This window comes from Reyranella sp. CPCC 100927, from assembly GCF_007859315.1.
Classification (GTDB): Bacteria; Pseudomonadota; Alphaproteobacteria; order Reyranellales; family Reyranellaceae; genus Vineibacter.
In genome coordinates this window covers 59249-83815 of the sequence record NZ_VOHA01000032.1, presented here as the reverse complement: position 1 = coordinate 83815, position 24567 = coordinate 59249, and the positions used below count along the sequence as shown (strand labels likewise).

At 67.0% G+C, this 24567-nt stretch carries 26 protein-coding genes; 13 read left to right on the top strand and 13 right to left on the bottom strand.

From position 1 onward, the window contains the following. Window positions 1–402 (top strand): helix-turn-helix transcriptional regulator (locus tag FQU96_RS39065; protein WP_146546841.1); only part of this gene is annotated, 402 nt, incomplete at its 5' end. Here the strand turns inward: FQU96_RS39065 and FQU96_RS39060 are convergent. Beyond that, on the bottom strand, window positions 389–1234 hold the full coding sequence (locus FQU96_RS39060) for a hypothetical protein (protein ID WP_146546840.1): 846 nt from the start codon (window positions 1232–1234) through the stop codon (window positions 389–391). The genes FQU96_RS39065 and FQU96_RS39060 overlap by 14 nt on opposite strands. 273 nt (window positions 1235–1507) lie before the next feature. On the opposite strand from FQU96_RS39060, the gene FQU96_RS39055 reads away from it, so the two are divergent. Continuing rightward, the gene (locus FQU96_RS39055) at window positions 1508–2353 is read left to right on the top strand and encodes a MoxR family ATPase (protein ID WP_146546839.1); all 846 of its coding nucleotides are present in this window, start codon (window positions 1508–1510) and stop codon (window positions 2351–2353) included. A 126-nt stretch (window positions 2354–2479) separates the two neighbouring features. Beyond that, a complete protein-coding gene (locus FQU96_RS39050) occupies window positions 2480–3661 on the top strand; it encodes a VWA domain-containing protein (protein WP_146546838.1) in 1182 nt (393 codons plus the stop codon). Window positions 3662–4066: 405 nt separating this feature from the next. Here the strand turns inward: FQU96_RS39050 and FQU96_RS39045 are convergent, their stop codons facing one another. Next, complete coding sequence (locus tag FQU96_RS39045; RefSeq protein ID WP_146546837.1) at window positions 4067–5062, bottom strand: tripartite tricarboxylate transporter substrate binding protein; 996 nt, start codon at window positions 5060–5062, stop codon at window positions 4067–4069. Window positions 5063–5117: 55 nt separating this feature from the next. Next, the gene (locus FQU96_RS39040; protein ID WP_146546836.1) at window positions 5118–6053 is read right to left on the bottom strand and encodes an alpha/beta fold hydrolase; all 936 of its coding nucleotides are present in this window, start codon (window positions 6051–6053) and stop codon (window positions 5118–5120) included. Between the two features lie 97 nt (window positions 6054–6150). Between FQU96_RS39040 and FQU96_RS39035 the strand changes: the two genes are divergently transcribed. Further along, a complete protein-coding gene (locus FQU96_RS39035; RefSeq protein WP_178131087.1) occupies window positions 6151–6768 on the top strand; it encodes a TetR/AcrR family transcriptional regulator in 618 nt (205 codons plus the stop codon). A 3-nt stretch (window positions 6769–6771) separates the two neighbouring features. Here the strand turns inward: FQU96_RS39035 and FQU96_RS39030 are convergent, their stop codons facing one another. After that, complete coding sequence (locus tag FQU96_RS39030) at window positions 6772–7593, bottom strand: aspartate dehydrogenase (protein WP_146546834.1); 822 nt, start codon at window positions 7591–7593, stop codon at window positions 6772–6774. A gap of 89 nt (window positions 7594–7682) precedes the next feature. Then, window positions 7683–8297 carry a glutathione S-transferase family protein gene (locus FQU96_RS39025; protein ID WP_146546833.1) on the bottom strand — a complete coding sequence of 205 codons (615 nt, stop codon included), beginning with the start codon at window positions 8295–8297 and terminating at the stop codon, window positions 7683–7685. Between the two features lie 193 nt (window positions 8298–8490). On the opposite strand from FQU96_RS39025, the gene FQU96_RS39020 reads away from it, so the two are divergent. From FQU96_RS39020 to FQU96_RS39000, 5 genes are all read left to right on the top strand, one after another. Continuing rightward, window positions 8491–8991, top strand: coding sequence for a DUF3016 domain-containing protein (locus FQU96_RS39020; RefSeq protein WP_178131085.1), 501 nt, complete (start codon window positions 8491–8493; stop codon window positions 8989–8991). A 382-nt stretch (window positions 8992–9373) separates the two neighbouring features. Beyond that, on the top strand, window positions 9374–10249 hold the full coding sequence (gene exbB, locus FQU96_RS39015) for a tonB-system energizer ExbB (RefSeq protein ID WP_146546831.1): 876 nt from the start codon (window positions 9374–9376) through the stop codon (window positions 10247–10249). Between the two features lie 4 nt (window positions 10250–10253). Then, on the top strand, window positions 10254–10679 hold the full coding sequence (gene exbD / locus FQU96_RS39010) for a TonB system transport protein ExbD (RefSeq protein ID WP_146546830.1): 426 nt from the start codon (window positions 10254–10256) through the stop codon (window positions 10677–10679). After that, entirely contained in the window at window positions 10676–11500 is an 825-nt protein-coding gene (locus tag FQU96_RS39005) for an energy transducer TonB (protein WP_146546829.1), read from the top strand. The genes exbD and FQU96_RS39005 overlap by 4 nt, the downstream gene beginning before the upstream one ends. A 64-nt stretch (window positions 11501–11564) precedes the next feature. Then, entirely contained in the window at window positions 11565–12164 is a 600-nt protein-coding gene (locus FQU96_RS39000) for a nitroreductase (RefSeq protein ID WP_146546828.1), read from the top strand. A gap of 33 nt (window positions 12165–12197) precedes the next feature. Here the strand turns inward: FQU96_RS39000 and FQU96_RS38995 are convergent, their stop codons facing one another. From FQU96_RS38995 to FQU96_RS38975, 5 genes are read right to left on the bottom strand one after another with little or no spacing between them, the layout of a single operon-like run. After that, entirely contained in the window at window positions 12198–12707 is a 510-nt protein-coding gene (locus FQU96_RS38995) for a DUF934 domain-containing protein (protein WP_146546827.1), read from the bottom strand. Beyond that, window positions 12694–14349, bottom strand: a complete 1656-nt coding sequence (locus tag FQU96_RS38990; protein ID WP_146546826.1) for a nitrite/sulfite reductase — start codon at window positions 14347–14349, stop codon at window positions 12694–12696. The genes FQU96_RS38995 and FQU96_RS38990 overlap by 14 nt, the downstream gene beginning before the upstream one ends. A 7-nt stretch (window positions 14350–14356) precedes the next feature. Then, window positions 14357–14674: a DUF2849 domain-containing protein gene (locus FQU96_RS38985; RefSeq protein ID WP_178131083.1), complete on the bottom strand. Its 318-nt coding sequence runs from the start codon at window positions 14672–14674 to the stop codon at window positions 14357–14359. Further along, window positions 14674–16071, bottom strand: coding sequence for a siroheme synthase CysG (gene cysG / locus FQU96_RS38980; RefSeq protein ID WP_146546824.1), 1398 nt, complete (start codon window positions 16069–16071; stop codon window positions 14674–14676). The genes FQU96_RS38985 and cysG overlap by 1 nt, the downstream gene beginning before the upstream one ends. A 35-nt stretch (window positions 16072–16106) precedes the next feature. Next, window positions 16107–16292 carry a hypothetical protein gene (locus tag FQU96_RS38975; protein ID WP_146546823.1) on the bottom strand — a complete coding sequence of 62 codons (186 nt, stop codon included), beginning with the start codon at window positions 16290–16292 and terminating at the stop codon, window positions 16107–16109. A 200-nt stretch (window positions 16293–16492) separates the two neighbouring features. Between FQU96_RS38975 and FQU96_RS38970 the strand changes: the two genes are divergently transcribed. From FQU96_RS38970 to FQU96_RS38955, 4 genes are all read left to right on the top strand, one after another. Then, window positions 16493–16750 (top strand): type II toxin-antitoxin system Phd/YefM family antitoxin, encoded by a 258-nt coding sequence (locus FQU96_RS38970; protein WP_146546848.1) that lies wholly within the window; start codon window positions 16493–16495, stop codon window positions 16748–16750. Then, entirely contained in the window at window positions 16747–17133 is a 387-nt protein-coding gene (locus tag FQU96_RS38965) for a type II toxin-antitoxin system VapC family toxin (RefSeq protein ID WP_146546822.1), read from the top strand. The genes FQU96_RS38970 and FQU96_RS38965 overlap by 4 nt, the downstream gene beginning before the upstream one ends. Before the next feature lie 51 nt (window positions 17134–17184). Further along, window positions 17185–20259, top strand: coding sequence for an efflux RND transporter permease subunit (locus FQU96_RS38960; RefSeq protein ID WP_146546821.1), 3075 nt, complete (start codon window positions 17185–17187; stop codon window positions 20257–20259). 99 nt (window positions 20260–20358) lie between these two features. After that, on the top strand, window positions 20359–21228 hold the full coding sequence (locus FQU96_RS38955; protein WP_146546820.1) for a class I SAM-dependent methyltransferase: 870 nt from the start codon (window positions 20359–20361) through the stop codon (window positions 21226–21228). Window positions 21229–21279: 51 nt separating this feature from the next. Here the strand turns inward: FQU96_RS38955 and FQU96_RS38950 are convergent, their stop codons facing one another. From FQU96_RS38950 to FQU96_RS38940, 3 genes are all read right to left on the bottom strand, one after another. Further along, a complete protein-coding gene (locus FQU96_RS38950) occupies window positions 21280–22104 on the bottom strand; it encodes an ABC transporter permease (protein WP_146546819.1) in 825 nt (274 codons plus the stop codon). A 4-nt stretch (window positions 22105–22108) separates the two neighbouring features. After that, window positions 22109–23392, bottom strand: a complete 1284-nt coding sequence (locus FQU96_RS38945; protein ID WP_146546818.1) for an ABC transporter permease — start codon at window positions 23390–23392, stop codon at window positions 22109–22111. A gap of 63 nt (window positions 23393–23455) precedes the next feature. Then, a complete protein-coding gene (locus FQU96_RS38940) occupies window positions 23456–24502 on the bottom strand; it encodes an ABC transporter substrate-binding protein (protein ID WP_146546817.1) in 1047 nt (348 codons plus the stop codon). Window positions 24503–24567: the final 65 nt, after the last annotated feature.

Below are 24567 nucleotides of genomic sequence, written 5' to 3'. Positions count from 1 at the left end.
GGTGCGCTGCAGCTCGAGGGCGCCGGGCCGCGCGATCCGGCGATCGCGGTGGTGGCGCCGCTGCGCGGCCGGGCGCTGCAGGCGGTGCGCGAGGAGGGGATGCCGCAGGCCGGTGCCGTCGTCTTCGTGAGCCCGCGGCGCGCCGCCGACATGGCGCCCACCGTGCTGGCGCAGCTCTATGGTTTCTCGCCGGCGGAAAGCCGGGTTGCCCTGCGCATCGCGCGCGGCGAGCCGATTCCCGCCGTCGCCGCCGCGCTGGGTCTCAGCATCAACACGGTGAAGACCCACACGCGCCAGATCTTCGACAAGACTGGGGTCCGGCGGCAGGCCGAGTTCTGCGGCGCGCTGGCGCCGCTGCAGCTGTTCAGTGCGGCGGACCGGGAGACGTCTAGTCCTGCATGATCTCCACGGCGCCGTCGTAGACCGAGCCTGTGCCGGGGATGGCCGGCGCGCCCGCCGGCAGCCCATAGGTCGCCCCGCCGACGCCGGCCACGTTGGCGGCGTTGTTCACCAGCACGGGGGGAATGTTGTTGAGCGGGATGTTGGGCAGGTCGGGGCCGATGGTGGCGATCGTGGCCGGCGCCACCACGGCGTGGGCCTCGATCCACCCGGGTATCGCGGCGACCGCGCCCCATGACGTCGCCCACGCGCCCGGCGCGGGTTTCGCCACGGTGACGATGCGCCAAGTGACCTTGATCATGTTCGGGGCATAGGAATAGAGGTCGCCCGCCGCCGGCACCGCAGCCCAGGGATCGGTCGATGCCTGCACCCAGTACTGCAGGGCGTACCAGTAGTTGTTGTGGCCGCCGTTGCTGTGGAGGTCGAAGGCGCGGAAGTTCTGCAGGTAGGTCTTCATGCGGGCCTCGACCCACTTGTGGTTGGCGTTGCCGCAGGACGTCATGGCCACGAGGTTGTTCCAGTTCGCGCCGCTGCCGCTCCATTCGCCGTTGATCAGATGGGCCCGCACCCAGGTCTCGTTGGTATCCTCGGTGAACGTGAGGCCCGGCCCGCCCATGCCGGTCCACGGCGTGTCCCAGCCGGGACCCGTCGCGCTCGGCGCGTTCTTGGTCGCGAGGCCGGGCATGGTCAGGTCAGGGCCGAGCAGGGCGTAGGCGCTGGTGCCGCCGAAGGTGCGGCCGTGCCGGATCGCCAGCGGCCCCGGGGTGTCCCGGCGCTTGGTGAACAGGTTTGAGTCCGACGTCCATTTGCCGACCGAGTATTGGATTTTCGTCATTCTCTTTGTCCCTTATGCATTTGCGAGCAGGCCTTATGATGCCACTATAGATGTTGCATCTATCGGACGGATCGCCCTTGCCTTGTGGATGTCGGGGAACGACGTGCCTGTTTTCCGGGCCGGATCCGTCGCCCAGGCCCTCTTTGCCCGCATGTTTGGTCTTCGCGGGTCGTTCCGCAGTGCGGCCGTCCCTTTCGGCCCTGCGCTTGCATGCATGTACACCGGCTTTTAACCTGACAGACGACCTGGAATGACGCGATCTGAGGCAGTGAGATGAAGTTCACGGGCACCAAGGACTATGTGGCGAGCGACGATCTGCGGGTCGCGGTCAACGCGGCGATCGCCCTGCAGCGGCCGCTGCTGATCAAGGGTGAGCCGGGCACCGGCAAGACGGTGCTGGCGCACGAAATCGCCAAGGCGGTGAACGCGCCGCTGATCGAGTGGCACATCAAGTCGACGACCAAGGCGCAGCAGGGCCTCTACGAGTACGACGCCATCACCCGCCTGCGCGACTCGCAGCTCGGCGACGAGCGCGTCAAGGACGTCAAGAACTACATCAAGAAAGGCAAGCTGTGGGAGGCCTTCACCGGCACCACGCGTCCGGTGCTGCTGATCGACGAGATCGACAAGGCCGACATCGAGTTCCCCAACGACCTGTTGCTCGAACTCGATCGCATGGAGTTCTTCGTCTACGAGACGCAGGAGGTGGTGAAGGCCACCCAGCGGCCGATCGTGATCATCACCTCGAACAACGAGAAGGAGCTGCCCGACGCCTTCCTGCGCCGCTGCTTCTTCCACTATATCCGCTTCCCCGACCGCGAGACGATGACGCAGATCATCAACGTCCACTTCCCCGACATCCAGCGCAACCTGGTGCGCGAGGCGATGACGGTGTTCTACGACATCCGCGACGTGCCCGGCCTGAAGAAGAAGCCCTCGACGTCGGAGCTGCTCGACTGGCTGAAGCTGCTGATGGTCGAGGACTTGCCGCCCGAGGCGCTGCGCAACAAGGATTCGGCCAAGCTGATCCCGCCGCTGCACGGCGCGCTGCTCAAGAACGAGCAGGACGTGCACCTGTTCGAACGGCTGGCCTTCATGGCCCGGCGCGAGAAGAACTGAGTTTTCATACCCCCTCCCCTTGTGGGGGAGGGTAGGGTAGGGGGGCCGCACGCGAGGCGCCTCGTCTGGAGCCCCCTCCCCGACCCTCCCCCACAAGGGGGAGGGGGACAGGATCGGAGCCGCCCCATGTTCGTGAACTTTTTCCTGGAGCTGAAGCAACAGAAGGTGCCGGTCTCCATCAAGGAGTTCCTGGCGCTCATGGAGGCGATGGACAAGCACGTCGCCGATTACAGCGTCGATGATTTCTACTATCTGAGCCGCTCGATCCTGGTGAAGGACGAGCGCAACATCGACAAGTTCGACCGCGTGTTCGGCCACGTCTTCAAGGGCCTGGAGGCGGCCGCCGCCGAGGGCACCACGGCCGAGATCCCCGAGGAGTGGCTGCGCAAGCTGGCCGAGAAGCTGCTGACCGACGAGGAGAAGGCGCAGATCGAGGCGCTGGGCGGCTGGGAAAAGCTGATGGAGACGCTGAAGAAGCGGCTCGAGGAACAGCAGAAGCGCCACCAGGGCGGCAGCAAGTGGATCGGCACCGCCGGCACCTCGCCGTTCGGCGCCTACGGCTACAACCCCGAAGGCGTGCGCATCGGCCAGGATAAGAACCGCGAAGGCCGCGCCGTGAAGGTGTGGGACAAGCGCGAGTACAAGAACCTCGACGACACCGTCGAGCTCGGCACCCGCAACATCAAGATCGCGCTGCGCCGGCTGCGCAAGTTCACGCGCGAGGGCGCCGAGGTCGAGCTCGACCTGCCCGACACGATCCGTCGTACCGCGAACAACGCCGGCTACCTCGACATCAAGATGGTCCCGGAGCGGCGCAACAAGATCAAGCTGCTGGTGATGTTCGACATCGGCGGCTCGATGGATGCGCACATCAAGATCTGCGAAGAGCTGTTCTCGGCGGCGCGCACCGAGTTCAAGCATCTCGAGTTCTTCTACTTCCACAACTGCCTGTACGAAAAGGTGTGGAAGGACAACCGCCGCCGCCACGTCGATTTCATCCCGACCTGGCAGCTGATGCACACTTATCCCGCCGACTACAAGATCGTGTTCGTTGGCGACGGCTCGATGAGCCCCTACGAGATCGCCTATCCCGGCGGCAGCGTCGAGCATTGGAACGAGGAAGCGGGCCAGGTCTGGATGCAGCGCATGACCGACCTCTACGAGAGCGCGGTGTGGCTGAACCCGGTGCCCGAGCGCCACTGGCAGTACACGCCCTCGATCCAGCTGCTGAAGCAGCTGATGAGCGACCGCATGTACCCGCTCACGCTCGACGGCCTCGACAAGGCCATGCGCGAACTGAACCGGTAGGAAGAAGGAGGCCGCCGCTGCACGGCGGCCGCGTTGTTCCCTTCTCCCGCAAGCGGGAGAAGGTGGCCACCGCGAAGCGGTGGCCGGATGAGGGCCTCGGTTGCTGTCGTCCTGAGCGAAGCGAAGGACCTTGCGGTGGTTTGATCAGTCAAAGGCGGCTCTGGTGACGACTGGGACCGCGCCGCTCCAGCGGCGCTCATGATCCGGCGCGACGCGTGCCGGTGAAAGCATTCGCTTTCGCCGGAGGTGCGTTGCTGGAACGGCGCGGTCAGATCCGTCATCCGGTAGACCCTGGGCTGATCCAACTGCCGCAAGGTCCTTCGCTTCGCTCAGGACGACAAAAAACCCTCACCCTCCCGCGCTGCGCGCGGGCCCCTCCCTCTCCCGCTTGCGGGAGAGGGTTAATTACTGCGGTGTGATTCCTAGCCGCTTCACGATGTCGAGCAGGACCGGGCCTTCTTCGCGCACGATGCGGGTGAATTCCTTGTGGCCGACAGCACCGTCGTCGATGCCGAAAGTGTCGAGGATGCCGCGGATCTTGGGTGAGGTGCCGCCCTCGACCATCAGGTCGGAGATGCGGTCGACCACCGCCTGCGGCATGCCGGCCGGGCCCAGCAGGCCGCCCCAGCCGGCACGCACCTGGAACGCCGGCGACGTGACGCCCTGCTCCACGAAGGTCGCCACGTCGGGCAGCTTCTTCATGCGGGTGGTGAGCGGTACGGCGATCACGCGGCCGGTGCCCGATTGCAGGACGCTGGCGCCGGCAAGGTAGCTGCCGCTGCAGGCCTGGATGGCGCCGGCGGCGAGATCCTGCCACATCGGCGCCTCGCCGCGGTAATGCACTGCCTCCATGGTGAGGCCGAACTGCCGGTTCAGCTCCGCGATCGCCATGTGCGCGTAGGAGCCGATCGAATAGCTGCCGACGCTGGCCTTGTTGGCGCGCGCCCAGGCCACGAACTCCTTGATGTTGGTGGCGGGCACCGACTTGTGGACCACGAAAGGCAGGTGCCCGCCGCTGGTCATGGCGATGTAGACGAAATCCTTCTCCGGATCATAGGGCAGGGTCTTGTAGATCACGCGGTTCATCACGACCGTGGTCGTGATGGTGTAGAGCAGGGTGTAGCCGTCGGGCGCCGAGCGCGCCACCATCTCGGCGCCGATGATGCCGGCGGCGCCGGCCTTGTTCTCGACGACGATCGGCTGACCCAGCTTCTGCGACATGTACTCGCTGTGGGCGCGCGCCATGGTGTCGGTCAGGCCACCGGCAGGGAAGCTCACGATGACGCGGATCGGCTTGGACGGCCATGCATCGGCGCGGACAATCCGCGGCGCGCCGAGCGTTGCCAGAGTCGCGGCGCCGGCGGCGCCTTGCAGAAATCCACGGCGGCGGGTGATGCCCATCGTTCCTTCCCAGTCGTCGTTCTTATCGCTCCCGCCACTCTGCCATGGTTCCGGGCTATTGGCTTTTGCACCGCGGCACGGTGCCGAGAAAGTCCTCGAGCACCGCGATCAGCGCCTTGGGCTGGTCGCCCTGCACGGCATGGCCGGCGCCCTCGATGCGCACCCAGCGGCCGTCGGGCACCGCGGCGGCGAAGCGCGCGGCATCGTCGTCGGACATCACGGCGCTGTTGCCGCCGCGCACCACCAGCACGGGGCACCGCAGCGCGCCGACCCGCTCGCGCAGGGACGTGATCCAGCCTTCGGCGACCTTGAGATCGGTCGGCTGGCGCAGATCGGTCTTCCACATCAGCCGGCCGTCGGCGCGCCGCCGCAGGTTGTGCAGCAGGCTGCGCCGCAGCAGGCGTGCGTCGCGCTGCGGATTGAAACGCAGGGCGGTGGCGACGAAGTCGTCGAGCTGATCGAGCGTCGAGACCGTGTGCATGAAGTCACGGATCGGCCCGGCGCCGGCGATGTTGATCCAGGGCCCGGCATCGATCGCCACCAGTGCCGATACCGCGTCGGGTCGGGCGAGCGTGGTGTAGAGCCCGTTCAGGCAGCCCATCGACATGCCGACGATCACGGGTTGCGCCAGGCCGAGCGCATCGATGAAGGCGGCGATATCACCGGCCTGGGCGGACGGGCTGTAGTCGCCTTCGTACGACCATTCGGAATCGCCATGGCCGCGCTGATCGAGCGCCAGGCAGCGGTAGCGATCGGCCAGCGCGTCGCAGACCAGCTCCCACGTATGGCAGGTCTGGCCGCCGCCATGCAGGAACAGCAGCGGCGGTGCGTCCGGCGCGCCCCACGCGAGATAATGAAACCGCATGCCGCGCAGAACGATGTGATGCGACGTCATGGGCCGCGGCGGCCGGTCGCCCAGGCCCGCCAACGTCGCGCGCAGCCGGTAGTAGGCCGCATCGTCGGCCGGGTTGAACGCAGATGCGTCCGACATCGTGTGATCCTCCGGGCGAGTTACCTTGAGTCGTCTTACTTAGACTAGTCTAAGTAAGAAATTCGGTCAATATTGCCCCATGTCCGGGAGGATGATGGTGGTCAGACGCAGCCGTCGCAGCGCCGACGAAGCCAAGGCGGAGATCCTGAAGGCGGCGGAGCGGCGATTGAAGGACGGCGGTCCAGAGGCGGTGCGCGTGCAGCTGGTGGCGCGCGACGTCGGCCTGACCGACGCCGCCGTGCATCACCATTTCGGCAGCCGCGAGGGCTTGATGGCGGCCTTGCTGCGCCACTGCGCCCGCGATCTGCGGGCCACCCTGCAGTCGGATATCGCGGGCTGGCGCGGCGGTGTGCCGGATCTGGCGCGGCTTGCCGACCTGTTCGCCGACTTCTACGAGCGCCGGGGTTATGCCCGGCTGGCCTTGTGGCTGTCCCTGACCGGGGTGCGGGACAAAGGTGGCGGCATATTGAACGACCTGGTCGACGCGCTGCACGCCATCCGCGTCGCGCGGTTCCAGCAGGCCGGTCTTCGTGCACCCGAGCGGGCCGATACGCAGTATCTCACCGCGCTCATCCACACGACGGCGCTGGGTGACGCATTGCTTGGCGACGCCATGACGCGCAGCGCCGGGCTGTCACCCGGTACCGCCGCGCGCGTCGGGTTTCGCCGCTTTGCCATCCAGGTGTTCGAGCGTTTGCTGGACGCGCCGCGCTGATCCCTAGGTGCCCACGCGCAACGGTGCCGTCAGCCCGCGCAGGCAGGCGATCACCGACAGCGCCGTGATCTTGCCGGTGCGCGGGTTCTCCTCGCTGGGCACGTTCTCGATGCGCAGGCTGAAGCGGGCGCTGTCGGCCTCGACCTCGATGGAATGCGTGTTGCGATCGACCGCGGGATCGGCCCAGATCTGCAGCCGCGTGCGCTCGGGGCCGATGCCGGCCAGGCCCAGCGCCGCCGCGACGTTGACGTTGGCCGGGAAGCCCCTGGCGCCCTCGACCGCGTTGCCCTCGAAGACGCACTTGGCCTCGGTCAATCCCGCCAGACTGATGCCATGCTCGACCAGGTAGGGCGCGCCGTCGAGTCCGCCGGGCGGCTTGCGCGTGATCATGGTGATGCGCTCGATCTTGCCTTCCGCTGCGGCGCGCACCGCGTCGAGGCCCAGGAGCGCGCCGGTCGGCACCACGATGCGCGCGCCGGTCGTCTGGGCGCGGGCCACCAGGCCGAGGTGCCGCAACAGGGCGCCAGCGTTCACTGTCATCAGCATGCGGCCGGCATCGACGACTTCCGTTGCCAGCGTCGCGAACGAGGCCGAAGGCGCGCAGTCGACGATCACGTCTGCGGCGTCGGCCAGCGCCGAGAGTTCAAGTACGGCCGGCGCGCAACGCAAGGCAGCGGCCTGCGCCGCCGTCTTGCTCTTGTCGCGGCCGGCGACCGCCACCAGCGTCAATCCGGGCAGACCGGCATCGAGCGCCTGCGCCACCTTCAGCCCGATGGCGCCCAAGCCGGCGATGGCGATACGCAAAGGTGGACGGGCGACCGACATGTCGATTTCTCCTGGTTGCTGTCATCTACCGTCCCCCGGCAGGGAAGGACAGGGATTACAGCGCCCCCAGGACGCCAACGAGCCGGTTTTCAGGCGCTGGCGCTGGGCCGCGCCTTCACACGCGCATGCCAGGCGACGATGTTCTTCAGTTCCGGGTTGATCGGTTGGCCGACGCCAGCGAAGAAATCGACGAAGCAGAACAGCAGGATGTCGGCCAGGGTGAAGCGGTCGCCGGCGATGAACTGCTTGCCGTCCAGCAGCTTGTCGAGCCAGGCGAGCTTGTCCTGCGCCGTCGCCTTCAGCCCGGCCGCCGCTTCGGGCAGGCAGCGGATGCGGGGCTGGAACATCTTCAGCCCTTCGGCGAAACGGAAACCGTTGGCCATCGGCTCGCAGATGTTGAGATCGACGCGCCGGGTCCACATGTGCGTCTCGGCGCGCTGCTGCGGCGTGTCGCCGATCAGCGACGGCGTGCTCTTGTGCGTGTCGTCGAGGTATTCGCAGATCGCCGTGATCTCGGCCAGGATGGTGCCGTCGTCCAGCTCCAGCGCCGGGCTCTGCCCGGACGGGTTCTTCGCCAGGAAGGGCTCGCGCCGGTTCTCGCCGCCGCGCAGGTCGAGTTCGACGGTCGGCAACTCGATGCCCTTCTCCTTCATGAACATGCGCACGACCTTGGGATTGGGGCCGATCGAATTGTACAGGCGCATGGCGTTCCCTCGCGTTCTTGGCCGTTGGTGACGTTGCCAGTCTAGCGGATGGCGGGCCGCACGGCGCAAGCCCGGAATGGCCTTCTTTCAGGGGCGCGTTTCGATGGGCGCAGGGTGGTCGCCTGAAAGTGTTCGGCATCGTTCGCCGAATTCCAGTATGACGCCGCGATTAGCGATGCGCGGGAGAGCCATCATGCGATCGCTCAAGGGCCTCTGTCTGTGTCTCGCTGTTGCCGGCTGGCCCCTGTCGGCGGCGGCCCAGGTGATCGTGACCTTCGATCATCCCGAGACCTACACCGATGCCGGGCTCTATGCCGATTTCGGCAGCAAGGCACGCGAGCCCGCGATGCGCGGCATCAAGGAGCATCTGGAACGGCTGGGGCAGCGCTTCCTGCGCCCGGGCCAGAAGCTCACGGTCGATGTGCTGGACATCGATCTCGCCGGTCGCTTCGAGCCCTGGCGGGCGCTTGCCTCGCATGTTCGCTTCATGCGCGACGTAACATGGCCGCAGATCAAGCTGCGCTACGTCCTGGACGACAATGGCGTGGTGCGCGCCAGCGACGTCGAGATCCTGAGCGATCTGAACTACCAGGCGCGCATCGGCCCCTACCTGACGAGCGATCCGCTGCGCTACGAGAAAGCCATGATCGAGGACTGGTTTCGCAAGCGGTTTGTCGCAGACCGATCGCGGTGATGCTTTCCGCCGGGGATCGGTGTTGGTCTGCACAATATGCAACGGCGCGAGGATTCACCGGGAGTGAATCGTGGGTACCCGGCTTCGGTCGCTGCTTCCGATGCGTCGCGACGTGAGCGCACACTGGTGCTGGATTCGAGGCGTTGACCGAGGCTCGATCACCCGGTCGCCGTCGAACGGACCGGGCTGTATTATAATCCTGTTGCGCCGCTGGGCCGACGCCTGAACATGGCGGGCGGCGGCTTGACGCATGGCTGCTTGATTGCGAGTGACTTGCAGTCGCGGTAGTGTTTCCTATCGGTGTGGCCTGTGCCGTATAAGACGGGCACGTAGGCATTTGTTCACTGGCCGGCCGTCGACCGACGCCACCTGAGAGTTCGTGATGCATGTTGCTGCTTTGATGACGTCCGATCGCGTCCGTCGCCTGCGATTGAAGGCTGGCGGCGCCGCGCTGGCACTGCTTGGCTTTGTTTACGCTGCGGCGGCCTGGGCGCAGGAAGCGACACCGCCAGGGCCCACGCCAACCCCCACGCCGGCGCCTGTCGACGTCGCGCCGGCGGTGGTGCCGAAGCTGCCGGTCGACCTTTCGCCTTGGGGCATGTTCCAGAACGCCGACATCGTGGTGAAGGCGGTGATGATCGGCTTGGCGTTCGCGTCGATCGTCACGTGGACCGTGTGGTTGGCCAAGAGCCTGGAACTGTGGTCGGCCAGTCGCCGGGCGCGCCGGGCGATGGCGGCACTCGAAGAGGCGCCGACCCTGGCTGAGGCCACGCTGAAGGTCGGCGCTGACCGTGCCACTGTGCCGGTGCTGGTGCGGGCCGCGTCGGCTGAGGTGCGGGCATCGGCCGACATGATGGCCGATGGCGTGAAGGAACGCGTCGTGTCGCGGCTGGAACGCATCGAGGCCGCGGCCGGGCGCGCCATGACGCGCGGCACGGGCCTGCTGGCCACGATCGGTTCGACAGCGCCGTTCGTCGGCCTGTTCGGCACGGTCTGGGGCATCATGAACAGCTTCATCGGCATCTCCAAGGCACAGACCACGAACCTCGCGGTCGTGGCGCCCGGCATCGCCGAGGCCCTGCTGGCCACCGCGATCGGCCTGGTCGCGGCGATTCCGGCGGTGGTGATCTACAACGTCTTCGCCCGCGCCATCGCCGGCTACCGCATGCAGCTGGCCGATGCGTCGGCGGCGATCCTGCGCCTGGTCAGCCGCGATCTCGATCGCGGTTCGTTGCCGCTCAGCAAGGCTGCGGAGTAGGCCGATGTCAGTCCGCCTGCATCACGGCGACGACGATATGGTCGAAAGCCATGAGATCAACGTCACGCCGTTCATCGACGTGATGCTCGTGCTGCTGATCATCTTCATGGTGGCGGCGCCGCTGGCCACGGTCGACGTGCCGGTCGACCTGCCGGTGTCGAACGCGCAGCGCCAGCCGCGACCTGACAAGCCCATGTTCCTGACGGTGAAGGCGGATCTCGGCCTGACGCTGGGTGACGATGCCGTGACGCGCGAAGCGTTGGGCGCCGCCCTGGACAAGGCCAGTGGCAACGACAAGGACAAGCGCGTCTTCCTGCGCGCAGCCAAGTCGGTCGACTACGGCGCCTTGATGGAGGTCATGAACGCGCTGCGCACCGCCGGCTACCTGAAGGTGGCGTTGGTCGGCCTCGAGACCGGAGAGACCAAGTGATCAACGGCCGCGAGGCGCTGCGCTGGGGCTTGGCCTTCGGGGTGGTGCTCGGCGCCCACGTCGGTGGTGCGGCGGCTTTGCTGGCATGGCGCGTACCGCACGACCTGCCGGCGGCGCCGCCGGCAATCCTGCTCGAACTGTCGCCCGTTGCGGCGGCACCGGCACCGGAGGCCAATGAAACGCCGCCGGGACCCCAGCAGGAAGAAGCGGAACCGCCGGCCGTCGATACCGAGACGCTGGCGCGCATGCTGCCGGAGCCCGAGCCGCCGGAGCCGGTGAAGCCGCCGGAGCCGGACAAGCTGGCCGAGATGATCGCACCGCCGGAAGTGCCGCCGGAGGTGGTGATCGAAATCCCCAAGCCGAAACCGCCGCCGCCCAAGCCCGAGGTCAAGCCCAAGCCGCCAGAAAAGCAGGTGCGCAAGCCCGATCCCAAGCCCAAGGCGACGCAGACGACGGCGCCGCCAGCGGCGCCGACCCCGGCGCCGCAAGCCGCCGCGGCACCACCGGGTATTGCCGCCCAGCCGTCGCCCGATGCGATCCGCCGCTGGCAGGCCACTCTGGTGGCACATCTGCAGCGGTTCAAACGCTACCCCAGCGCGTCGCGGCGGGACAGCGAGGAGGGCGTGGCTTATCTGCGCTTCACCATGGACCGTAGCGGCACCGTCCTGGTCAAACGCCTCGATCGCTCGTCCGGTCACACGGCGCTCGACCAGGAAACGCTGGCGCTGGTCGAGCGTGCCCAGCCATTGCCGCCACCGCCGCCGGAGATGACCAACGAGCGTTTTGAGTTCGTCGTACCCGTGCAGTTCCAGCTGCGATGACGGTGTTGCAAACCCGCCGCATGGATCCTTACATGCACCCGGGACGACAGAATTGGAGCTTTCCATGAACGCCCCCGCACCTGCGCAACCCGAGTCCACCCTGTCCCCGATCGACGCGCTGCTGTCGCGAGTCTCGGTGTCGCCGCGGATGCTCACGGATCCGGGCCCGACCGACCCTCAGATCGACCTGATCCTGGACGCGGCGTTGCGGGCGCCCGACCACGGCAACCTGAAGCCGTCGCGCTTCATCCTGATCCGCGGTGAGGCGCGGCAACGATTTGCCGACCTGGCGGTCGCCGCCCTGCATCAGCGCGAGCCCGATCCGCCGGAAGCGTTGATCGAAAAGTTCCGCAGTTGGCCGCGGACGGTGCCGGTGATCGTCGCGGTGGTGGCCAATGTCCGCGCCGGCCACAAGATCCCCGAGATCGAGCAGATCCTGTCGGCTGGTGCCGCGGCCATGAACATCCTCAACGCCGCGCATGCGCTGGGTTTCGCCGCGATGTGGGTGACCGGCCCCAACGCCTACGATCCGGTCGTGCTGCGCGGGCTGGGCTTGGCCGAGAGCGACAAGCTGATCGGTTTCGTCGGTATCGGCACGCCGACCAACAATGTTCGCCCGGTCCTGCGCAAGGTCGACCGTCAGGCGTTCGTGTCGGAGTGGTAATTCCTTCTCCCGTAAACGGGAGAGGAAGAATCATCAATCCGCCGCGTCCGCGAACAAGCGGCGGCGTAGCGCCGATACCGGCGCCCGGCCGTCGCCGGTGGGCTGATAGACGGCGCTGAAGGTGTGTACGGCACGACGCCACGCCTCGATCGGCTCGCCCTTGGCGAGCTCGAACGTATCGAAGCCGCAGCGGCGCATGTGATGCAGCTGATCGGGCAGCACCTGGCCGATGGCGCGCAACTCGCCGGCGTAGCGGTAGCGTTCGCGCAGCAAACGGGCCTGCGTGTAGGCACGCCCGTCGCTGAACTTGGGAAAGCTGAGCGCGATCAGCTTCAAGCGTGCAGCATCATGCGCCAGCTGCTCGACCGCATCGGTGTTCTTCAACGCCACGCCCAGCGGGGCATCGCGCGCCAGCAGCGCCGTGCGCTCGGCAGTGAAGCGCGCGAAGCTCACGATCACGGCGCCGTCGGCCGGGATGGCCACGTCGTCGGCCAGAGTGGTCCAGGGATCGTTGACCAGGGCGCCGCCCTTAAGCAGTGGCATAGAGCCTCTCCTTGAACGGCGCGGTTCCCACGCGGCGATAGGTGTCGAGGAACCGCTCGTCCGCCTGGCGCACATCGAGGTAGGTGCGGACCAGCGAGTCGATGGCTTCGACCACCTGGTCGGCCGGTACCGCCGGCCCGACGATGGTGCCCAGCGAGACGTCGTCACCGGCATGGCCGCCCAGCGTGAGCTGATAGAACTCGGTGCCGTTCTTGTCGACGCCCAGGATGCCGATGTGGCCGACGTGGTGATGGCCGCAGGCGTTGATGCAGCCCGAGATCTTGATCTTCAGCTCACCGATATCGTGCTGGCGCGCCAGGTCGGCGAAGTGCTGCGAGATGCGCTGTGCCACGGGAATGGCGCGTGCATTGGCCAGCGCGCAATAGTCGAGCCCGGGACAGGCGATGATATCGCTCACCAGTCCCAGGTTGGGCGTCGCGAAGCCGATGCGCGTGAGCCCGCGCCATACGGCCGGCAGGTCGGTCACGGCAACGTGCGGCAGCACCAGGTTCTGCTCGTGCGTCACGCGGATCTCGCCGAAGCTGTAGGCATCGGCCAGGTCGGCAACGGCATCCATCTGTGCGGCGCTGGCGTCGCCCGGCGGCGCGCCTTCGGGCTTCAGCGACAGGTTGACGATGGCGTAGCCAGGCTGGCGATGCGGCACCACATTGCTGCGCAGCCACAGCGCGAAGTTCTTGTCTTCGAAGCGCAGCCGCTCGGTCTCGGGCGCGAACGCCGGTTGCGGCTGGTAGAGCGGTGGCGCGAAGTGGCGCGCGATGCCGTCGACGACATCGCGCGGCAGGTCGAGCGCGCCGTTGCGGATGCTGGCCCACTCCTCTTCGACCTGGCGGCGCATCTCCTCGGCGCCGATCTCGTGCACCAGGATCTTGATGCGTGCCTTGTAGATGTTATCGCGCCGTCCGTAGCGGTTGTAGACCCGCAGGATCGCTTCGAGGTACGACAGCAAGTGCTGCTTGGGCAGGAAGTCGCGGATGGTCTTGCCGATCATCGGCGTGCGGCCAAGGCCACCGCCCACGATGACTTCGAAGCCGACGTCGCCGGCATCGTTGCGCAACATGCGCAGGCCGATGTCGTGCACGCGCACGGCGGCGCGGTCGTTGGGCGATCCCGTGATAGCGATCTTGAACTTGCGCGGCAGGAAGCTGAACTCGGGGTGCACCGTCGACCATTGGCGGACGATCTCGCACCAGATGCGCGGATCCTCGATCTCGTCGATGGCGGCGCCGGCCCAGTGATCGGCGGTGGTGTTGCGGATGCAGTTGCCGCTGGTCTGGATCGAATGCATCTCGGCCTTGGCGAGATCGGCGATCGCGTCGGGCGCGTCCTCGAGCCGGATCCAGTTGAACTGCAGGTTCTGGCGCGTGGTGAAGTGGCCGTAGCCGCGGTCGTAGCGGCGTGCGATGTGCGCCAGGGTGCGCATCTGGTTGGACGACAGCGTGCCGTAGGGAATGGCGATGCGCAGCATGTAGGCATGCAGCTGCAGGTACAGTCCGTTCTGCAGGCGCAGCGGCTTGAACTCGTCTTCCGTGATCTCGCCCGACAGCCGGCGCTTTACCTGGTCGCGAAACTGCGCGACGCGTTCGCCGACAAAGGCATGGTCATATTCGTCATAGCGGTACATGGCGCTCTCACAGATAGCGCGTGGCGTCGGCCGAGATCGCGGCGAACGTCAGGCCCTGGGCGCGGATACGTTCACGCAGGCTCACCGGCGCGATCGTATCGCCGTCCTCGGTAACGGCGGTCAGATAGGGTTCGACCACGCGCGACTCGGCGGCGGCCACGGTGCCGATGGCCAGCAGACGGGTGCTCGACTCGGCATCGCGCGCCACCGCAGCACGGGCGATGCTGGACGTCCACTCGCCGGTGTCGGTGAGGAACACCACCACGCCGTCGCGCAGGCGGTTGGCGGTGACGATCTGCAAGCTGCCGGTGAGATTCTTGGCCATCAGGATGCCTCCGCCCATGCGGGCTCTGCGGCGGCGTCGGCCAAAGCGGCGACGTCACCAATGATCATCAGGGCTGGTCCGCCGCCGGCGTGATGCACCGCCAGGGCCGCGAGGCTGCCCAGCGTGCCGGTGCTGACTTTCTGGTTGCGGCGTGATCCGTTCTCGACGATCGCAACCGGTGTGGTGCGGGCGAGACCGGCCGACAGCAGGCGGTCGCGCACCGTGGCGGCGGCGCTCACACCCATATAGACGACGATGGTCTGGCCGCTTCTGGCCAGCGCTTCCCAGTCGGCGGTCGGCTCGCCATTCTTGAGGTGGCCGGTGACAAAGGTGACGGCCGATGCATGCTCGCGGTGCGTCAGCGGGATGCCGGCAGCAGCGGCGCACGCCAGCCCGGCGGTGATGCCCGGCACGACGGTGGCGTCGATGCCGTGGCGGCGCAAGTGTGCCAACTCCTCGCCACCGCGGCCGAAGATGAAGGGATCACCGCCCTTGAGGCGCACGACGTGCTTGCCGGCACGCGCGTGCGCCACCATCAGCGCGTTGATCTCGTCCTGGCTCTTGCTGTGATGTGCTTTCTGCTTGCCGACATAGATCAGTTCGGCATCGCGGCGCGCGTAGCCCAGAACCTCGCGGCCGGCCAATTCGTCGTGCAACACGACGTCGGCGCTTTGCAACGCCTGCAGCGCGCGCAGGGTCAGCAGATCGGGATCGCCGGGGCCGGCGCCGACGATGGTCACCGAACCCTCGCGGGGTGCCCCCGTACCTGACCGATTGAGGGTCACCAGCATCGCGTCGTGCGCCGCTTGCGTCCTGCCAGCGAGCACATGCTGGCCGACAACGCCGTTCAGTGCGCGTTCCCAGAATTGGCGTCGCGCACCGACATCGGTGAATACGGCACGGACGGTGTCGCGGAAGCGGCCGGCGAAGGCGCCCAACTCGGCCAAGCGCGCGGGCATGGCGCGCTCGATCCGCTCACGCACCAGGCGTGCCAGTACCGGTGCGGCACCGCCGGTCGACACGCCGACGACCACGTCGCCGCGGTCGACGATGGCCGGCATGATGAAGTCGCTGAGGTCGGGGCGGTCGGTGACGTTGACGGGCACCCGCGCATCGCGCGCCAGTGCCGCCACCTCTGCATCGCGTACCGGGTCGCCAGTGGCGACGAAGCTGAGCGCCGCGCCGTCGAGGTCCTCGCAGCCGGGCCAGCGGGCCTGCCAGGCGATGGCGCCGCTGCGCTGCAGATCGTCGAATACGACGTCCAGATCCGGCGCCATCACCGTCACGCGGGCGCCGGCGGCCAGCAAGGTGCGGGCGCGCTGCGCCGCGGCCGGCGTGCCGCCGACCACCAGCGCGACCTTGCCGGTCAACGCGAAGAACGTCGGAAGATGCTTCATCGCCAGTCTTTCACGAGGTGCCGTGGCGCCGGCGGTCAGCCGACCAGCGCGCGCACCACGACGTAAAACGCGACCCAGGCGCCCACTTCGGCACCATGGATCACCGTCGCGGTAAGCCTGGGATGACGCGCGCGCAGCGCAGCCAGCGAACCGCCCAGGCCGCGGCCTGTCAGCCGGTCCGAGGTCCGGGACGCATTCAGCTTGTTGTCGGCAACGCTCACGGCCGCCCCTGCGTCTGCATGATTGCTGTCGGACAATAAACGTCTGGAGGATGGAAATTCAATACAAAATAACCTCATGAACTGTAGAAATAGGGTATTGGACGCATTAATAATGTAAATATGTCGTGGCCTTGCGCCAACGAACATCATTGAAATGGACCATTAAATGGTCCATTTTCGGTGATCGAGGGTTGGATGGAATGCGGATCTCTGTGACCGAGGCCAAAGGTCAGCTGACCGAGCTGGTGCGCCGCGCCGAAGCCGGCGACGAGGTTATCCTGACCCGCCACGGCCAGGCAGCCGTCCGCCTCGTTCCCGTGCGGCCGGTCGTGGACGCCAGGTCCCGTCGTGCGCTGATGGATGCCGTTCGAGCCGCCGGCGGCGCCAAGGCGAGCCCCGGGCCGACGGCCGAACGGAGCCAGGATTTTCTGTATGGCGACAACGGTTTGCCTGAATGATCGCGGTCGATACGTCCGCACTGATGGCGATCGTGCTCGATGAACCCCAAGCCGAGGCGTGTATCGCAGCGCTGGTAACGCAGGACGAGATCATGGTCTCGGCCGCAACGGTGGCCGAGGCCTTGATCGTTGCCGCTCGCCGCAATGTCGGTGCGGAGATGGCGACGTTGATCGACGGACTTGGAGTCACCGTCGTGGATGTGACTCCGGCCGTCGCACGCCGGGTCGCCGAGGCGTACGGACGCTGGGGGAAGGGCCTCCATCCGGCAGGTCTCAACGTTGGCGACTGCTTCGCCTATGACGTGGCGACGGCGTGCGGCTGTGCGCTCCTTTATGTCGGCGAAGACTTCGCCGGGACCGACCTGCGGAGCGCCTTGGCGTAATCTCCTCACGTCAAGGGACCTCAGCCGAGGGCGTCTGCTATACTGGCGGCAATGAGCATCTATGAGCTCTGCATCCGCCGGCCGGTGTTTGCCACCGTGCTGAGCCTCATCCTGATGCTGGTCGGCGCCGTGTCCTACCAGCGCCTGTCGGTGCGTGAATATCCCAACATCGACGAACCGATCGTCTCCGTGGAGACCGTGTACCGCGGTGCCAGCCCCGAGATCATCGAGGCGCAGGTCACGCAGGTGCTGGAGGAGTCGATTGCCGGCATCGAGGGGATCGAGATCCTGAGCTCCCGCAGCCGGCCGGAGCAGAGCACCATCACCGTGCGCTTCCGGCTGAGCGTCGATCCGGACGCCGCCGCCAGCGACGTCCGCGACCGCGTCGCGCGCGTGCGCCGCAAGCTGCCTGACGAGATCGAGGAGCCGGTCATCGCCAAGGTCGAGGCCGATGCCCAGCCGATCATCTTCCTGCCGTTCACCAGTTCGCATCACTCGACCCTGGAGATTTCCGACTACGCCGACCGCTACGTGAAGCCGGAGCTGCAGAACCTGCCTGGCGTCGCCGGCGTCAACATCTATGGCGAACGCCGCTACGCGATGCGCATCTGGGTCGATCGCACGCGGCTGGCGGCCTACAACCTCACGGTCCAGGACATCGAGACCGCGCTGCGCCAGCAGAACGTCGAAATCCCGTCCGGCCGCATCGAGAGCACCGACCGCGAGTTCACCATCCTCTCGCGCACCGGCCTGGTCACGACGGAGCAGTTCGACCGTATCATCGTCAAGCAGACATCAGGCTTCCTGGTGCGGCTGGGCGACGTGGCGCGCGCCGAGCTCGGCGCCGTCGAGGAGCGGCGCACCACGCGCTACAACGGCCATACGGCGGTCACGCTGGGCGTGGTCAAGCAGTCGACGGCGAACCCTCTCGATGTCTCGCGGTCGGTGCGCGAACGCCTGCCCGGCCTGCGCGAGCGTCTGCCGCAAGGCATGCAGATCGACGTTGCCTACGACACCTCCGTGTTCATCGAGGAGTCGATCAAGTCGGTGCTGTGGACCATCGTCGAGGCGTTGGCGCTGGTGGTCGTCGTGATCGTGCTGTTCCTGCGCTCGTTCCGCGCCGCCCTGATCCCGGTCGTCACCATCCCGGTGTCGCTGGTCGGCACCTTCGCCATCATGTTTGCGTTCGGCTTCAGCGTGAACACGCTCACCCTGCTGGCGATGGTGCTGGCGATCGGTCTCGTCGTGGACGATGCGATCGTAGTGCTCGAGAACGTGCATCGCCATATCGAGGAGGGCATGTCGCCGATGCGCGCCGCGGTGAAGGGCACCGGCGAGATCGTCTTTGCTGTCATCGCCATGACCTTGACCCTGGTCGCAGTCTACGCGCCCGTCGCCTTCACGCCCGGCCGCACCGGCAAGCTGTTCGTGGAATTCGCGCTGTCGCTGGCCGGTGCCGTGCTGATCTCCGGCTTCATTGCGCTCACGCTGACGCCGATGATGTGCTCGCGCCTGCTGAAAGACCACGAGACACATGGCCGGCTCTACAACCTGCTCGAGCGCGGCCTCGCCGGGCTGTCGAGTGCCTACCGTCGGGCGCTGGACGGCGCGCTGCGCGCCCGCCCGCTGGTGCTGATGCTGCTGCTGGCGACGGTCGGTGGCGGCGCCTGGCTGGGCGTCGTGATGAAGTCGGAGTTGTCGCCGCTGGAGGACCGCGGCGTCATCCTGGTGCTCGGCACAGCCCCGGAAGGCGCCACCATCGACTACTCGAGCCGCTATGCCCGTGCCTTCGAGCCGATCGGCATGGGGCTGCCGGAGGTCGGCTCGACCTATGCCGTCGCCGGCTCGCCCACGGTCACCGATGCGGTCGCCTTCCTGCGCCTGCACCACTGGGATGACCGCAGTCGCAAGCAGCAGGATATCGCCGAGGGCATTCGGCCGGCCGTCGAAGGCATCCCCGGCGTGCGCGCCTTCGTCAACAACCCGCCGTCGCTGGGCCAGAGTTTTCGCAGCCGGCCGGTGCAGTTCGTGATCCTGAGCTCGCGGCCGTTCGCCGAGATCGAGGAGCACATCGAGCGGCTGATGGACGTGCTGAATGACAACCCGGGCCTGGTCAGCGTCGATCACGACCTGCGCCTCAACAAGCCGCAGATCGACGTCCAGATGAAGCGCGACAAGATCGCCGATCTCGGCCTCTCGGTGGAGGCGACGGGCCGTACGCTGGAAACCCTGTTCGGTGGCCGCCAGGTGACCCGCTTCAATCGGGAGGGCAAGCAATACGACGTCATCGTGCAGGTCGAGCCCATCGACCGGCAGACACCCTATGACCTGTCGCAAGTCTATGTGCGCTCGCGCGGCGGCGACATGGTGCAGCTCTCCAACATCGTGACAGCGGATGAGACCGTTGCACCCAAGGAGTTGAACCGCTTCAACCAGCTGCGCTCCGTCACCATCACCGCCAACCTGGCGCCCGACTATTCGCTGGGCGAGGCGCTGGCCTTCATGGAGCGGCAGGCCAAGGCGATCCTGCCGGCGGACTTCCGTGTCGACTACAACGGCACATCGCGCGAGTTCAAGGAATCGGGTCACAGCCTGGTGATCGTGTTCCTGCTGGCGCTGGGCTTCATCTTCCTGGTGCTGTCGGCCCAGTTCGAGAGTTTCGTCGACCCGCTGATCATCATGATCTCGGTGCCGATGTCGATGACCGGCGCCTTCGCGGCGCTGCATCTGTCGGGCTGCACGCTCAACATCTACAGCCAGATCGGCCTTGTGACCCTGATCGGCCTGATCACCAAGCACGGCATCCTGATCGTCCAGTTTGCCAATCAGCGCCGCGCCGATCTGGGCGAGAGCGTGCGCCAGGCTGTGGTCGAGGCTGCCGTGATCCGCTTGCGGCCGATCCTGATGACCACCGGCGCCATGGTGCTGGGCGCCCTGCCGCTGGCGCTCGCTTCGGGCGCCGGTGCCGAAAGCCGGCACCAGATCGGCTGGGTCGTGGTCGGCGGCATGACCTTCGGCACGGTGCTGACACTGTTCGTCGTGCCCACGGTCTACACGTTCATATCCCGCGAACGCCGCCCCAATCCCGATCTTGCCCCTGCTTCCCTTCATGCCGGCGAGGACTGATCCGCCGGGCCGGGAGCGGTGAAGCGCATTGTGAAGATCGTCCCCGCCGGACTGTGATTTGCTATCATCGTCGTTCATTTCACCTATCGGAGTTCCGTCATGCCGGCTGACACGACCCCCGACACCCTGCACGCCGATCAGGTCGCGTTCTGGAGTGGCGAGGGGGGTGACATCTGGCTGGCACGCGAGGCGCGGACCGATGCGATGCTGGCGGGTCTCGGTGAACAGGCCCTGACCGCGGCGGCGGCGCAGTCGGGCGAGGTGGTGCTGGACGTGGGCTGCGGCACCGGTGCGACGTCACGGATGCTGGCGCGCGCCGTGGGGCCGTCGGGCACCGTGCTCGGCCTCGACCTGTCGGAAGCGATGATGGCGGAAGCCTCGCGCCGCGCTGCGGCCGATGGTCTCGCCAATGTGCGTTTCGCCGCCGGCGATGCGTCGGCATACGCCTTCGCGCCGGGCTCGACGGATCTGCTGTTCTCGCGCTTCGGCGTGATGTTCTTCGGCGATCCGGTGGCGGCATTCACGCATCTGCGCCGCGCCCTCAAGCCGCGCGGCCGTCTGACCTTCCTGTGCTGGCGGCCGTTCAAGGACAATGCATGGGCATTCGTGCCGTTCGTGGCCGCGGTCCCGTTCCTGCCCCCGATGCCGCGCCCCGGACCGCACGATCCCGGGCCGTTCGCCTTCGGCGACCGCGACCACGTGCGGCGCGTCCTCGCCGGCGCCGGCTTCGCCGATATCACCATCGATCCGATCGACGACCAGGCGGTGTTCCGGGCATCCAGCCTTGACGAGGCGGCAGCACTGGCGGCCGAGGTAGGACCGATGACCCGGCTGCTGCGCGCTGCTCCCGAGGCGGCGCGTCGGCAGGCGATCGATGCTGTCGGCAAGGCATTGGCGCCGTACATGGCCGATGGCGCCGTCCGCCTGTCGACCGCCTGCTGGCTGGTGAAGGCGGTCAACCCGAGTTGACTCCCTTCTCCCCGCCTGCGCGCGGGGAGAAGGGAGCTGGCCAAACAGGAACTAGGGCGACCGCGTCATCCGCGCGGTGCGCGCCTTCAGCCATTCGACGGTGATCAGCAGCAGCACCGCCGTGACCAGCATCAGTGCCGCGGCCGCCGCGATGGTGGGCGAGATGTCCTCGCGCAGGCGGGAGAACATCTCGCGTGGCATGGTGCGGTGCTGCGGTCCGCCGATCAGCAGCAGGGTCACCACCTCGTCGAACGAGGTCGCGAAAGCGAACAGGGCGCCCGACAGCACGCCCGGCGTCAGCAGCGGCAGCATGATGGTGCGGAAGACGGTGATCGGGTGGGCGCCCAGCGACTGCGCGGCGCGCACCAGGGCCCAGTCGAAGTTGGCCAGCACCGCCGATACCGTCACGACCACGAACGGCGCGCCCAGCGCGGCGTGCGCCATGATCAGGCCGGTATAGGTCTGCGTCAGGCCCAGCGGCGCGAAGAACAGGTAGAGACCCACCGCGTAGATGACGACCGGCACCACCATGGGCGACAGCAGGACCGCCGTCAGCGATGCCTTGCCGCGAAAGTCGCTGATGTTGAGACCGATGGCGGCCAAGGTGCCCAGGATCGAGGCCAGCAACGCCGCAGCGATGCCGATGACGAACGAGTTGCGCACCGACAGGGCCCAGCGCTGCGACGTCAGCAGTTCCTCGTACCAGCGCCAGGTGAAGCCGCGCACGGGATAGGCAAGGAACTGGCTGTCGTTGAACGACAGCGGCACCACGGCCAGGATCGGCGTGATCAGAAACAGCAACACCGCGCCGCTGCCGATGAACAGGGCCAGCCGCCAGCAGCGTTCGCCTGTCGTCCGGGGGATCGTGTTGCCCATGGCCTTACCCGAAGGCCACGCCGCGAGCGCCCGACAGGCGCTGATACAGGGCAAACAGCACCGCGGTCGCGACCAGCAGCACCAGGCCCAGCGCGGCCGCCAGCCCCCAGTTGGCCGTGTCGGTGGTGTAGAAGGCAATGAACCAGCTGATCATCTGGTCGTTGGCGCCGCCCACCAGGGCCGGCGTGATGTAGTAGCCGACCGCCATGATGAACACGAGCAGGATGCCGGCGAAGATACCGGGCTTGGTCTGCGGCAGGTAGACGCGCAGGAACGACACTGTGGGCGGTGCACCCAGCGACAGGCTGGCCCGGTAGAGCTGCGGCGGCACCGTCTTCATGACGCCGTACAGCGGCATGATCATGAACGGCAGCAGCACATGCACCATGGCGATGATCACGCCGGTGCGGTTGTAGATCAGGCGCAGCGGCTGATCGATCAGGCCCAGCGACACCAGGGCGTTGTTGATCAGCCCCTGGTCCTGCAGCAGCACGGTCCACGCCGCGATGCGCACCAGCAGCGCGGTCCAGAACGGCACCAGCACCAGGATCAGCAGCAGGTTGCCGATACGTCCCGGCGCGTTGGCCAGCAGATAGGCAACGGGGAAGCCCAGCACGGCGCAGATCACGGTCACCAGGGCCGAGATCGATAGCGTGCGCAGCAGGATGTCGACGAAGATCGCCTCGCTGGCGGGCGCCGCCACGACACGCCCGTCAGCGTCGCGGCGCAGGTCCAGCGCATAGAGCGTAAAGAAGCTGGTCACCGGACCGCTGGCCTGCCTTAGCATCGTCCATGTATGCCGCTCGCCCCACGCCGGATCGATGTCGACGAAGGCCGCGCGCCAGTCGGTCGGCATCTGCTCCAGGCCCGCCACCTTGCGCGCCGTCGTCATGACCAGCGTGCGCGCACCGGTGTCGGCATAGTTGAGGCGGCGCGCGACCGCGGCGGCCGTGCGGGCGCTGAAGCTCTCCTTCATGTCCTGCGCTAGCGCGGCAAAGGTCGCTTCCGGCGGCAGGTCGTGGCCGTCCCAGTCGGCCAGCGCCGCGGCTGTGCGCGGCCAGGTCTGGCGCAGATCGAGATCGACCACCGACCGGCGCAGCATCTCCATGATGGGTGCCACGAAGACCAGCAGCAGGAAGAGCGCCAACGGCGCCACCAGCAGCAACGCCCAGCGCCGCCGCCGGCGTTCGGCCCGGCGCACTTGGCGCACGATGTCTTGCCCTTCCCCCGGAGGGGGAAGGTGGCGCGCAGCGCCGGAAGGGGGATGTTGCAACGGATTCGGTGTCATCGGCAGCCACCAAGGCACCTTCCCCCTTTGGGGGAAGGCACCATGCTGCTCAAGATCGCTCCATCAATTCGACGCCGCCCACTTGTTGAAGCGCTCGGTCAGCTTGTCGATGTTCTCGATCCAGAACTTGTCGGAGATCTGCACGGCGTTCTTGATGTTGTCGGGGTGCGTGGGCAGGTCGGCCAGGCGCTTGGGATCGATCAGCTTGGTGGCGCCGACATTGGTGACGCCGTAGGCGATCGCGGCCGGCAGCTTGGCCTGGTTCTCGGGTTTGCCCACGAAGTCGATGAACTTGTACGCCGCATCGACGTGCGGCGAGCCCTTCACGATCACCAGCGAATCGATGGTGTACAGCGAGCCGTCCCACACGATGCCGAAGTTGCGCTTGTCGGCCTTGTTGGCGGCATCGATGCGCCCGTTGTAGACCGAGGTCATCGCCACCTCGCCCGAGGCCAGCAACTGCGGCGGCTGGGCACCCGCCTTCCACCACACCAGATCCTTCTTGATGGTGTCGAGCTTTTTGAAGGCGCGGTCGACGCCGCCCGGCGCCGCCAGCGCCTTGTAGACATCGGCCGGTGCCACGCCGTCGGCGATCAACGCGATCTCCAGCGAGGTCTTGGGGCCCTGGCGCAGGCCGCGCTTGCCGGGAAACTTCTTGGTGTCGAAGAAATCGGCCCAGCCGGTGGGCGCCGTCTTCAGCTTGTCCTTGTCGTAGCCCAGCACGAAATTGTAGACGATGGCGCCGACGCCGCAGGGATGAACGGCCGCCTTCAGATAGGCGTCCTTGCCGCCGATCTTGCTGTAGTCGAGCTGAAGGTAGAGGCCTTCATCGCAACCCAGCTCCAGCTCCTCGGACTCGACCTGCACCACGTCCCACGGCACGTTGCCGCCCTGCACCTTGGCGCGCAGCACGCCGATGCCGCCGTCCCACGACTCGTCGAGCATGTTGATGCCGGTCGCCTTCTTGAACGGCTCGAAATAGACGTCGCGCTGCGCCGCCTGGTAGGCGCCGCCCCACGACACCACGGTGAGCGGCCGCGACTGGGCGTATGCCACCGCCGACGCACCCAGCGCCACAGCGGCGATCATCCCGAGCAGTTTCCCTGACATGTTGGTCTCCCTCTTGCCGTCATCCAGAGCGAAGCGAAGGATCTCGCGGTGTTGGGACGCAGAAT